Origin of the sequence: Flavobacterium sp. (assembly GCF_035292545.1) — a bacterium.
Classification (GTDB): domain Bacteria; phylum Bacteroidota; class Bacteroidia; order Flavobacteriales; family Flavobacteriaceae; genus Flavobacterium.
Genome location: NZ_DATDPV010000072.1, coordinates 15,325 through 28,078, shown reverse-complemented (window position 1 = coordinate 28,078; position 12,754 = coordinate 15,325). Strand labels below are relative to the sequence as shown.

Here is a 12,754-nt window from a genome sequence, read left to right as displayed (position 1 = left end):
GGGTGAATGATGGAGACGAGGAATTACAAATTACAATTGGGACAGTTCCATCAGAATATATTGTCTTGAGTAATAACATTGCTGTTAGGGTAAATGATATCAACTATATTGTATCATCATGGGGAACACCATTAAATCCTACCTATGATCAGGTTACCAGTACTGCGCCGGCAGGATATTACAGTTCATTAGAAGGTTTGTCCGGAGCGGCTTTAAAACAGGCAATTCAGAATATTATCGCGAATCCAGCTGTGGTTCATGCGCACAATTATGGCGATATTAATGATATTTTAAAAACGGCAGACCAAAATCCTCAAAACAACAATCAGGTTTGGTTAATGTATGTAGAGCAGCCCCGTACAAAATTGGATATACAAACAGGGAATAGTATTGTTGGCAAATGGAACAGAGAACATATTTATTCTCAGTCTCGAGGCGGTTTTTCTGATGGTACCTCATCAACTGCTGATGGTATAAATGTTTGGTCACCGACAAATGCAAATGATCTTCTTGCCGGTCATGCTGATGCACATCATATTCGAGCAGAAGACGGACAAGAAAACAGCTCCAGAAGCAATAGAAATTATGGGGTGGATTATAATGGTCCAGCCGGTTCACAAGGAAGTTGGCATGGTGATGTTGCCCGATCCCTTTTCTATATGGCTGTGAGATACAATGGATTGAATGTGGTGAATGGTGATGTTTCTGAAACACCTTCAGGTTATATTGGAGATTTGGCCACTTTGTTAACTTGGAATGTTGCTGACGATTCTGATGATTTCGAGATGAACAGAAACAACTATATTTATACTTGGCAGGTCAATAGAAATCCTTTTATAGATTACCCGGAATTAGCCAATTATATTTGGGGAGCTAATGCTGGTCAGCCTTGGTTTTCATCTCTTTCTACCAGTGATTTTACAGATTTAAATGTGTCTGTTTATCCTAATCCGGCAGAAAATTATATTACAATTTATGGTTTGAATCAGGAAAGTAGCATTGAAATATATACCATTTCCGGTATGAAATTAATGCACACGAATTTCATTGGAGAAACAAAATTAGATCTTGATTTGGCTTCAGGAATGTATTTGGCTAAAATAACGTCAGATAATAAAACCGTGATTAAAAAAATCATAATAAAGTAAATAAATTTTAATTTATAAAGAACCATTGTAATAGCAATATTGAATGGTTCTTTTTTGTATAATATGTTTCCAGTTTTGTTTATGGAGAAAAAAGAATATTTAAAACCGGGTAGTTTCAAAAACACTTTTTGTATTTTTAAGGAAGTGACTTTACAGGAATTAGAAGATAAAAAGGTCGCCTTCAAAAGCAAATCGGGCAGTAGTTATTATTATACTACATTGGGAATGTATCGTTTGTCAAATCATTGGGGAAGGTTGGCCAACAGCAAATGGCGTTTAGAAGCTTTGGAACCGGAAACACCATCTAAAATTAAATTAGGTTTTGCGCTTTGGACTGAATTTTACCCAGATAATGCCGTAGATGAATTGTATTATATAGAAGCTGATTATTTAAAGAATACGGTTAATTACCAACATAAAAACAATCCGGCATACGATAAAAAAGCCATTCTTCGCACCAGTTTTGAAACCACAAAAAGAATCAAGCAAATCCGAAATTTATTCAATCTGACTTCTTGGGCAAAATATTTCGATTATGAAGATTTGAAGCTGTTGCGACAAAAGATAATAAACGAACTGATCTATACCAATAAAACTTTAGAAGAAATTAAACGGGAAATCCAATAATTTTAAAACCAATATCATGAGCAGAAACACCGAGAAAAATATCAAAAAGCATAATGACAAATTGCATAAGGCACAATCCAAAGTCAAAAATGCCGAAATTCTTCGCAAGGAAAAATTAAAACAAATTGTAAAGAAGTTCAATGAAAATAATACACCGGAGAATAGCTAAATAAATAGCATTAGAGAACAAAAATGCAATTGGTAATTACAATTCTTTGAAATTTTTAATAATTTGAGATATCGGATAATTCTCAATAATTCGATTTTTATTTAATATAAATTTTAAACTTGGTTCCAACATTGGGTTCACTTTCCACAGTGATGTCTCCACCCATGGCTACAATCTGGTTTTTTGTAATAAACAATCCAATCCCTCTTGAATCCGGATTATTACTGAATGTTTTATACATTCCGAATATTTTTTGACCGTTTCTTTTCAAATCAATACCAATCCCGTTATCAGAAATCTGAAGTATTTTCATGCCATTTTCTACAAACCATGTAATGGAAATAACCGGTTTCCGATCCGGATGACTGTATCTAATTGCGTTTGAAATAAGATTAAGCAGGATACTTTCCAGATAAGCCGGATTATAATTTATCATTACATCATCCGTAACGTTAGTAGTAATGACAGCCTCTTTTACCGCTATTTGTTCGGAAAGGATATTTTGAATTTTATTGATATATTGTTTTAATTTCAACGATTCTGAAACCAGACTTATATTCGTTTGGATATTCACGACATCATTTAAGTTAACCATCGTTTCGCTCAGTGAACCGGATACCGTTTTTAATAATTGTACCATTTGCTTTGTTTCCTCCTCTGATTCAGAAGATTCGATTAAAGTCGTTATAGACTCGATATTGCTGGTGTGTGATCTTAAATTATGTGAAACGATATAAGAGAAATTTAACAACCTTTTATTCTGTTCGGTAACTAAATCGAAGGAATTGTTCAAATCTTTTTCGGCTTCTTTGGTTTTAGAAATATCAATCATAATTCCCCTTAAGCTGACTGGCAGGTCATTTTCAAAAACCACATTGATAATTTCCCTAATCCATATTACAGCACCGTCTTTGCTAATCATACGGTATTCATAATCTTTCTGCCCATTTTCTTTGTTTATACTTCGAAAGGTATGCATAACGTATTCCCTGTCATCCGGATGAATATGCTTTTCCCAGAAGTTAACATCCAGCATCCATTCTTCAGGAGTATAGCCTAACATTTCTTCTGATTTTTTACTGATAAAAGTTAGTTCTAAGGTTTTATAATCACATTCCCAAACAATTCCATCAATAGAATTCACGAGAGCTTCAATTTTATGCTGTGAATCTATTATTATTTTTTCGGCTTCTTTTGTTTTGGTAATGTCAATCATAATGCCACGTAAACTAATGGTTTCGCCATTTTCTATATTGACATTTACAATGTCTCTCAGCCACACAATGGATCCGTTTTTAGCCACCATCCGATATTCAAAATCATGGTTTTCATTTTGACTTGTTTTTGTAGCACAGTAATTAATCGCAAATTCTCTATCCTCAGGATAAATATGGTCTGCCCAAAAAGTCTTGCTTGCCATCCATTCTTCTGGTGTGTATCCTAATATTTTTTCGACTTTTTTACTTATAAAAGTAAAGGAAAAGGTTTCTACATCACATTCCCAAACTATACCATCTATTGTATTGATAAGTGATCGAATCCTTTGTTGTGAATTTAAGATGATTTTTTCAGCTGTTTTACGTTCAGTGATGTCTTCAGTTGATACAATTACCCTTTCTAATGTCTCTTCATAACCATTCATCACGCTCCACCTTAAGTGAATATCCCTGATTTCTCCGTTTGGGCCTTCGAGTTTAGTATCCATCATTAACTGTTTTCGCCCTTCGGTAATGGCAATTAGTTGCTTAATAAATGATTGAAAAACTTCTGTTCCGCGTATTACATCCGTACTATTAAGAAGCTCTTGTTTTGTTTTTGGCGAGAATAGCATCAGACATTCATTATTGACATCAAGAATCTTAACTAATGAAATGCATTTTTGCACAACTTCAGGATGCTCGTTCAAATATAAAAAAACTTTTTCTGGGTTTTCGTTGATAAGATTCAGTTCTTGAAGGTGATTTTTTACTGCTGAAAAATTTTCTTCCCAAAGCGCTATAGGTGAGTCCTCAAAAAGGCTTTTAAAATGGGCTTCACTTTTTTTAATCAATTCTTCAGCTTCTTTTTTTAATGAAATGTCTTCAATAATAGAAATATGGGTAGTGGCCTTTTCATTTACTTTCCATAGTGGTGATACGGAAAGATTAACCCAGATAATTTTTCCCAATTTAGTAATATATCTTTTTTCCATCGAAAACCCACGAATCTTTCCTTCCCTGAGTTTTTTCATATTATCTAAATCTTGTTCCAAATCATCAGGATGTGTTATCGACTGGAAATTTTTTTCTTTCATTTCCTGATAGGAATAACCCAACAATTTACAATATTGCTCATTAATCTCAATAAAATTACCGGAAAACGAATCTATATGAGCAATTCCCACAGCGGCTTGATCAAAAATGGTCTTAAATTTTATTTCACTGTTTAAAAGCATTATTGCCTGATCATGTGCCAAAAGCTGCAATTCTGCAGGTTTTTTCAAAAGTGTGGTTATTAAAATACCAAATAACAGCGCTAAAATAAAACCTAAAATAGAAGGCAGCAAAATCTGGGAGTAAAGACCGTATTGATTTTTGGAAATCAGGTATAATTTCCAATCTCCATCAGGAATTGAAGTGGATACATAATAATTTTTAGAAAAATCGCTTTCAAATGGCAGGAAAAAATCTTCCTTTTGGGTAACCGGATTTATTTTTGAAATCTGGAAATAATATTTTTCTTCATTAATTGAATTAATTCCAGTCGCTTTGAAGAACGTTTCTAATCTTATTACCACTGCCGAAAATCCCCAGAATTTATTTTTTTTGTAAACGGGTAGCCTGCCCACAATGCCTATTCCGCCTTGTTTTAATTCAAATGGACCGGCAAAATACATTTTTTGAGTTTTGATAGATTTCAAGGCCTCATCTTTAAGTAATGGTGAGGTCAAAATATTTAAATTTATCGCAGCCTCATTGCCTTTAATCGGATGGGTATATTTAATTATACCATTTGGAACCAGTTGAACCGCATTGATACTCGTGTTCGATTTCATCAGCTGTGCGCCAATATAATCAAAGTTTTCAGGGACGCCCTTGTCATTAATAGTTAGTGCCAGCGTTAAAGTTGTGGTATAACAGTTTTTGAGAGATTGCTCGATATTCTTTTGAACAATATTAAGGGTGTTGTTCATTTCCCGGTGCTCATTTTCTTTCACAATCTGAAACCGTTGTGAAACAATAAAAGCAACAACAAAACACATAATGAGGAATACTAAGAAACCAGAGGTTTTTGGCCTAGTTAAGAACCAACTGATGAATTCGGACCATTTTTTTTCAGACTTCATTTATGCTATTAGACAGGTTTAGAACCGTTTGATTTTTAAGGCTATAAAAGTAAATAATAAAGTTTTTAAAAGCATTAGAAATTCATTAAAACTGATATTTTTTAAATTTAATGTAGTTTTTTTCAACATTCATTGTAGTAGAGACTATTTTTCGGATCATAATAGTCAATTATCATCACAACAATAATCCAAATTACGATAAAATTACCGTACTTCGTATGAGTTTTAAAAGCAATCCCATGACTAGAACATCGGAAAAACATCAAAAAGCATAATGAGATAATCTGTAAAGCAAGATAATAAGTCAAATTTAAAGAGTAAAAAAAAATTCAACGATAAAATCCACAACGAATAGTTAAATTAAGATGATATGGAAATAAATAAATTCAGTGCAATTAAAAACAGCATACAGGAAATTATTGATTTGATTGCCAACAAAAATGGCAAAGAAGCTAACAATAAACTAGTTGAGGCAAGCGAGGAATTAGACGAATTACTCGATTTTTCAGAAGAAGACGAAGACCTAATGGAAATCAGCCGGTATCAGGTGCTCTTGAATCAATTGCACCAAAAAATAATTGCACTCAACGGGCAATAATTCCTAGATTTAATATTATTTTGAATAAGATGATTAAAGAAAATTGCTTTTGTGGCTCCGAAATAACCTTTCAGGAGTGTTGTGAACCTTACATCAAAGGAATCCGGAAAGCGCCCACAGCTGAAGCATTAATGCGTTCACGTTATTCGGCTTATGCTACACATGCTGTAGAATATTTAGTTGCAACTACGCAGGTTTCAGAACGAAAATACCATTCCCCAAAAGATATCCTTGACTGGGCAACTAAAAACCAATGGCTCAGGTTAGAAATCATAAATGCATCCGAAAATACTGTCGAGTTCAAAGCCTATTTTCTTGATGATACCCTTGAACCTCTAATTCACCATGAAAAATCAACGTTTAAATTTGAAGAAGGAAGTTGGTTTTATACAGATGGAAAATTTTATTGATAACTATCTGTTTTCAGTTTAGTTGATTGTTTAATTCCCGCATTAAATAAAGATTATCCGTATTTTGAAATTAGCTTTGGTTATAAATTGAAGCATTATTTTTTATTGGTAAATTTGAATAAGAACTGGATTTAATTATCAAAATTAAAATAAAAAATATAAAAATGTCAGTAGCTAAATATTACGATAAAAATATTTTTTGTCTCGAAGGGGATTGGGAGACTAATTTGCGTAAAAAAAGTTCGGTGCAAAGTGCTTTGCAATTATTGGAAGCCAATCTGGAGATTGATACCATCTACAAAACCTGCTCTACTTATGAAGAGTTTTGCAGCAGATTGCATACGCTCACAAGTGATAAAAGAATGTATGGAAAATATTCCATTATTTATTTGGCTTTTCACGGCAGAAAAAATAAAATCCAAATTGGTGAAGAGGATTATTCATTAGATGAAATTAGCAATGAATTTGTAAATCTATTGGAGAATAAAATTGTTCATTTTGGGAGCTGTAAAACCTTGTTCATCGAAGAAGAAAGAGCGAGGAAATTTCTAAGTAAAACCGGCGCCATAGCCATATCAGGTTATGCGAAAAATATCGATTTTATTTCCAGTACCGTATTTGATGTTTTATATTTTGAAATGTGTCAAAATTATGTAGAAATTGATGCCATCGAAATAAACATGCTCAAAAATTATAAGGAGCTTTGTGAGGCATTGGATTTTAAGATTTATTATTGAGATTAATATTTAATGTTGAAATCTTTTACTTTGCAATTCAGATGCTGTTTCTTAAATGCAATTTGAAAACTAAAAAAGTGTTCCCTGTATTAGTTCTGGTAGTGTATTGCTGTTGAATTTAAACTCATCGATTATAAAATATTGTTTTATATTCTCATCAAACTCCCGTAAAACTATACTATCACATAAAAAACGGATGTCTATTAAGGTAAATAAACTTTTAGCTCTTTCAAGTTGGTGAGGCGTTAATCTTCTCGCAATGGACAGATGCGGATCATCACTTTTTTGAATATTCAGGTTATGAAGCGATTCTTGAACTTGCTTCATTATGGGTATCAGATTATTTTTTGAATCTTGGTCGGGCGATATAAAAAATGCTCCATTGGGGTAGGATCCAAAATCGTTCAAACAAACTTCAGTTGGTTGTAAAGTATCACATACACTGGTTAATTGATTCTTAATGTTTTCAAGAACTTCATCTGTAGCTTTGAACAGACAAATGGTGATATGACCCACAGAATTTTTACTAGGAAACCAGCCGACTTCCTTCGCCAATCTTTCTTTCATGGACTTCACCAAAGCAATAACTTCTTCCGATGGGTTGATCACAACCGAATATTTTTTTTCCATAAGTTATGATTTACGTTTAATTACCTTTCAATCGTTTAAAAATATTCTGAAGCAATAGCTTACCATCTCGTTTTTCTTTGGTTACTACAACTGCTTTTAATTCGGAATCAGTTGGAATAAATTGGTAACTGAAGGCAAACTGCGGCTGTTTCGGATTGTTATTTAACAAACCAAACCGTAAATCGTTGAAATAAAAAGAATCATTTTGCTTGGAAATTAGATACCAGCCTTCACTTACTTTTTTTAGTTTTTCAAAATCAGAATTCCCTTTCAGTTGCAATTCCAGAGCGGAATTTTTAGGATAGTTATTAAAAGAAATGGGCTGACTGTCAAACAAAGAATAATCGCCTAATAAATAAGCATCAGCAGTCGACACGTTGGCATTCCATAAAATTAGGTTAAAAGCCGTGGGTTTTACGATAATTTCAGAATAGGAAACCCCCTGTGCTGTTAATGCTTTTTCAAATCGGTTTAAAGCATAAAGTTTGATAAAGCAGGACAATACCAGATAACCGCTGCTGAGGAGCAATCCTCTAAGAACATATTTTTCACGAAGTAATGCCTCATTTGTTTTCCATACCATTACTAATGTAATGAGTAGGGGAATGGTATATAACGGATCGATGACAAATATGGTTTTTAAGGCAAATCTATAATTTAAGGGCCATAATATCTGCGTGCCCCAGGAAGTAAACCCGTCCAGCAATACATGGGTAAACAAACACCAGAATGCCATGGTTGTTGCTCCAATGAAGTTGATTTTTCCCTTTTCTTTTTTCGAAATAAGCCAGCCCAAAACGGGTGACAGCAACAGAAAAAATAAAAGGGAATGACTAAAGCCACGATGAATCATAATACCGTCTACAGGATCCAGAAAAAGTCCCACAACAACATCTAAATCAGGGATGGTACCTAAAACAGCACCATATAAAAAGGTTCTGTTTTTAAGTGTTTTTCCAGCACATACTTCGGCTACGGCAATTCCTAAAACGATTTGGGTAAAAGAATCCATTTAGTAAAAGTAATAGAATTATCGTATTTTAAAAGCCGTTTAACATTAGTCTTTATGAATAAAGATAAGGAAATTTCAAAAAGGACGCTTTTTTAGTGCAGATTAATATAAGTGTACAATGCATACAACACCAGCAGTCCACTGATAATAATTAAATTGATGACAAATATCATACTGCTTTTGAAAGTAGAAACCAGATACGTGTCACCATAAAAGATACGATGTGCCGGAAAAAAATAATAAGCCATCCAAAGATAACCAATGGTTTTAATACCCAGATGTGGCCAGCTCAAAATAGGCAAGAAAGCAAATAAAACAAAAAGTTTATCGATAAAAAATAGTAGTAATATCGACAAAAGCAAAAAGGAGAAAAAATGTAGCGTAAAAACACCATGAAAATAATAATACCATTTTTTTTTATCATGAAAAAGCCATAAAATAAAAGCGAAAACCGGCATATATAAAAACAAAACCTTAGGCAGATTATAAGCAAAGGACTTGCTGAACTTTTCAATAATTTCTTCGTTTGTATTCTCTTCTTTTACGGCGAGCCACTTTTTAAGAAACCAGTATTCCGTCGAACTGACTTTTACTTTTTCGGAACCATGTTTTTGTATTGAATCAAGTTCTTTTGTATTCTTATATCCAAAATCTGTTATTTCTTTTGGATTAATTTCTTTTGGATCTTGCAGTATCTTTTTGATAGTATCATTGTTCTCCTCTGAAATCAGGCCCACCTTTGTCAGCCCATCGATACTTTTTTCGTCAATATGCAAAGAATCTAATGTGGGAATACTTACTTGTTCTCTCTTATTTTTATCAGGTTTCCTACTGCCATCAGTGCTGTCCTCGGGAAACAGCGAAATCAGTAAGAAAGTAATAAAACTTAGGAAAAGATACAACCGCACTGGTGGAAAAAAAGAAAAACGTTTTCCAGATACATAGGCTGTAGTCAAAGCTGACGGTTTGAAGAACAGGTATCTTACAGTTCTCCAAAGTGTACTGTCATAATGGGTAAAGTCTTTAAAGAAATGGACAAACAAATGATAAAAAGTTTTACGAATCACAGCATTTTCCTGCCCGCAGTTGGGACAAAATCGCTGTTCAACAACATGATTGCAGTTAAGACAATTCGTTTCCGATCGTAAAGGTTCTTTTGACATTAATTTAAAATCTATCCAGGTTTGCAAAGCTATAAAACTTTTAGTTTACTTTTTAACACCTTAACAGAGTCTTCTTAAATTTATTAATATAATCTTAATGAATTAAAAACGAATGCCAAATAAACTAGGATAATACACTAATTTGAGATTAATTAGAAGCACAAGTAAACACAAATAAATAATTGCTCCAAATTAGATTTCTCCATAAACGGGTACAATATAGTTTCCGTTTAAAAATGGTGTCGGATCTATTTGACTTTGTAAAACAACCCCGACAAGATTGGTTTCGAGTAAGAGTTGGGCTGCTTGGGCCAACGGTGCCGCTGTTGTGGTCTGGATGGCTCTCAATTGATGTTTTCCGACTATTTGCGAAACGATATGCTTGGCAATTTCTCGTCTGCGTAAAACACCCATGGAATCTTTACCTTCTACCGCAGCATACAAAACGATTTGGTCGTCCTCGATGTGAGGGATTATGGCTTCCATTTTTTCTTGTAGGTCATTAACTGCATTAGATGTTTTTTTCAAAGTAGTAATTTGCTCTTCGATCCAGGCGTAATGTCCCGGATGGCGCAAAGTTTTATAGTCTAGGGAGCGTACTTTTCCGGACAAAGCATCGGGTAAATCTGCGGCTCCGCCCGAGGTAAGGTCTTCTTCATAAGCTATACCATCAATAATTATGGTAGCTCTTTCAGACAATGCAGGCAGATTGGTTTTTTTAAAATCTCTAAGGGTTATGGCATCTTTTAGATATTCGGTAGCAACACCCACTGGGCTCCAGGTAAATCCATAATAATGCGGAGCGGTTGCATGATTGGTCAGCGCGCCGACTTTAAATTCCAATTTATCTACTTTATCAACTTTGAAGTCATTGCAAAACTGTTGGAAAAGTCCATTGGCGAGCAAATCTATGTAACCGGGAGCCAGACCTGTCTGGAGTAGGAATCCAGTTTTAGCATCCTTTGCCAAGGCCATTATTTCTTCTGTTTCAGCGACGTATTCTGTAAGGTTGGCGTAATGAAGGTTAAAATCTTTTGAAAATTGAGCCATTTTTGGAGCCTGACTACCCGGTAGACAGTCAAGTATGATATCCCCTTGGCTTAAAATATCTTTCATTTCCTCTGTAAGTCCATCTTCCGGAAGGTGAAAACTTTTAATCTTGCACGGTTTAGTTGATCCATCTTCAATCCATCTGGCTACTTTTATCGCTTTGGAATGCGTTCGGTTTCCAATAAAAAGCGTGGGGGTGATTTCGCTCCATTCGATTAATAACAAACCAACTGCTTCGGCAATTCCACCGGCTCCGGCAATGATAATATTGAAATGCTTTTTCATATGCTAAAGATACCATTTTTTCTTGATTTAGCATTTTAGTTTACATGTAGTTTGTTGTTAAATAGTGTCTTATGAAATATAGAAAATGATTTTATATGGTTAAATTTTAGTTTAATCAAGTCCAAAAATAAGGTAACACTTAATTAGAAGGCAGGTTGTTTTATTGAATAATTTTTGATGTATTATTTTCCGATGCAGAAATTTGCGAAAATATTTCCCAATAATTCATCATTAGTGACTTGTCCCGTAATCATACCAAAATGATATAAGGCCTCCCGAATATCAATCGCCATCAAATCGCTTGGTAAATTTGTTTGCAATCCATAATTCACTTTTTGTATCTCATCTAAAGCTTTCAATAAAGAGTCATAATGTCTTGTATTGGTAACAATTGTCTCATTATTTCGTAATGCTCCGGTATTCACAAACGAAAGTAGTTGATTTTTCAAATTTTCGACTCCGATATTTTCTTTAGCTGAAATAGTTTCCAGTTTAACGTTTAATGTTTCCAGTTGTTTTCTAATGTTTAGTATTTCGTTTTCTGAAAGCAAATCTATTTTATTGATAACAACAACTAACGGTTTCAAAGGAAATTGATTCTTGATTTTTTCAATTTCTATAATGTATTCCGAACTTTGAACTTTAAATTTTAAACTTTCAAACAAATATAAAACAACCTGGGCTTGTTCAATTTTTTCAAAAGTCTTTCTGATTCCGATACTTTCCACAACATCTGCTGTTTCTCGGATTCCCGCTGTATCAATAAATCGGAAACCAATGCCGCCAATTACTAATTCGTCTTCAATGGTATCACGGGTAGTTCCAGCAATTTCAGAAACAATGGCGCGTTCTTCGTTTAATAAAGCATTCAATAAAGTTGATTTTCCTACATTCGGTTCACCAACAATAGCTACCGGAATACCGTTTTTAATGACATTTCCAACGGCAAACGAATCGATTAATCTTTTTAAAACAAATTCAATTCGGTTCAGTAATTCACGAAATTGCGTTCTATCAGCAAATGCCACATCTTCCTCGGCAAAGTCCAATTCGAGTTCAATTAATGAGGCAAAATTTAATAATTCTTCCCGAAGTTTGGCAATTTCATTACTAAAGCCACCACGCATCTGCTGCATCGCAATTTGGTGGGAAGCTTCATTGTCAGATGAAATCAAATCGGCCACTGCTTCCGCTTGAGATAAGTCCATTTTACCATTCAAAAACGAACGTAAGGTAAATTCACCTGCATTCGCCATTCGACACCCTTTACGAAGCAATAACTGAATAATTTGCTGTTGGATATAAGTAGAACCATGACACGAAATTTCAATGGTATTTTCGCCGGTATAGGAATTGGTTCCTTTAAAAATTGATAATAACACCTGATCTATTACTTTGTTACCATCCACAATATGCCCCAAATGCAAAGTATGGGTTTTTTGTTTCGAAATATCCTTCCCGGAAACCGATTGAAAAACCGAAGCTGCAATGGTAATCGCATCTTCGCCGGAAATTCGGATAACGGCAATCGCACCCGCACCAGAAGGGGAGGCTAAAGCAACAATAGTATCTTGTGAAATCATAAGGTGTAAATCAAAGG

12 protein-coding genes are annotated in these 12,754 nt (G+C 34.2%); 6 read left to right on the top strand and 6 right to left on the bottom strand.

The features are described from left to right. The 3 genes from VI621_RS12070 to VI621_RS12060 all read left to right on the top strand — a co-directional run. A partial coding sequence (locus tag VI621_RS12070) for an endonuclease (RefSeq protein ID WP_324218648.1) occupies positions 1-1,148 on the top strand: 1,148 nt, incomplete at its 5' end. An 81-nt stretch (positions 1,149-1,229) separates the two neighbouring features. Beyond that, positions 1,230-1,775: a hypothetical protein gene (locus VI621_RS12065; protein ID WP_324218647.1), complete on the top strand. Its 546-nt coding sequence runs from the start codon at positions 1,230-1,232 to the stop codon at positions 1,773-1,775. Between the two features lie 16 nt (positions 1,776-1,791). Next, positions 1,792-1,944, top strand: a complete 153-nt coding sequence (locus VI621_RS12060; protein WP_324218646.1) for a hypothetical protein — start codon at positions 1,792-1,794, stop codon at positions 1,942-1,944. Positions 1,945-2,041: 97 nt separating this feature from the next. On the opposite strand, the gene VI621_RS12055 is transcribed toward VI621_RS12060, so the two are convergent. Next, entirely contained in the window at positions 2,042-5,269 is a 3,228-nt protein-coding gene (locus VI621_RS12055) for a PAS domain S-box protein (RefSeq protein WP_324218645.1), read from the bottom strand. Between the two features lie 370 nt (positions 5,270-5,639). On the opposite strand from VI621_RS12055, the gene VI621_RS12050 reads away from it, so the two are divergent. The 3 genes from VI621_RS12050 (at position 5,640) to VI621_RS12040 (ending at position 7,014) form a co-directional block, all read left to right on the top strand. Then, a complete protein-coding gene (locus VI621_RS12050) occupies positions 5,640-5,867 on the top strand; it encodes a hypothetical protein (protein ID WP_324218644.1) in 228 nt (75 codons plus the stop codon). A gap of 29 nt (positions 5,868-5,896) precedes the next feature. Further along, on the top strand, positions 5,897-6,277 hold the full coding sequence (locus tag VI621_RS12045; protein WP_324218643.1) for a YchJ family protein: 381 nt from the start codon (positions 5,897-5,899) through the stop codon (positions 6,275-6,277). 164 nt (positions 6,278-6,441) lie between these two features. Next, positions 6,442-7,014 carry a DUF6642 family protein gene (locus tag VI621_RS12040; RefSeq protein WP_324218642.1) on the top strand — a complete coding sequence of 191 codons (573 nt, stop codon included), beginning with the start codon at positions 6,442-6,444 and terminating at the stop codon, positions 7,012-7,014. A gap of 69 nt (positions 7,015-7,083) precedes the next feature. Here VI621_RS12040 and VI621_RS12035 read toward each other — a convergent pair whose 3' ends face one another. The 5 genes from VI621_RS12035 to mnmE form a co-directional block, all read right to left on the bottom strand. Further along, a complete protein-coding gene (locus tag VI621_RS12035) occupies positions 7,084-7,623 on the bottom strand; it encodes a 2'-5' RNA ligase family protein (RefSeq protein ID WP_324218641.1) in 540 nt (179 codons plus the stop codon). Positions 7,624-7,660: 37 nt separating this feature from the next. After that, positions 7,661-8,656: a metal-dependent hydrolase gene (locus VI621_RS12030; RefSeq protein WP_324218640.1), complete on the bottom strand. Its 996-nt coding sequence runs from the start codon at positions 8,654-8,656 to the stop codon at positions 7,661-7,663. Between the two features lie 92 nt (positions 8,657-8,748). Further along, entirely contained in the window at positions 8,749-9,819 is a 1,071-nt protein-coding gene (locus VI621_RS12025) for a DUF3667 domain-containing protein (protein ID WP_324218639.1), read from the bottom strand. A gap of 192 nt (positions 9,820-10,011) precedes the next feature. Continuing rightward, positions 10,012-11,154 (bottom strand): saccharopine dehydrogenase family protein, encoded by a 1,143-nt coding sequence (locus VI621_RS12020; protein WP_324218638.1) that lies wholly within the window; start codon positions 11,152-11,154, stop codon positions 10,012-10,014. A gap of 182 nt (positions 11,155-11,336) precedes the next feature. Continuing rightward, positions 11,337-12,737 carry a tRNA uridine-5-carboxymethylaminomethyl(34) synthesis GTPase MnmE gene (mnmE, locus tag VI621_RS12015; protein WP_324218637.1) on the bottom strand — a complete coding sequence of 467 codons (1,401 nt, stop codon included), beginning with the start codon at positions 12,735-12,737 and terminating at the stop codon, positions 11,337-11,339. Positions 12,738-12,754 lie beyond the last annotated feature (17 nt).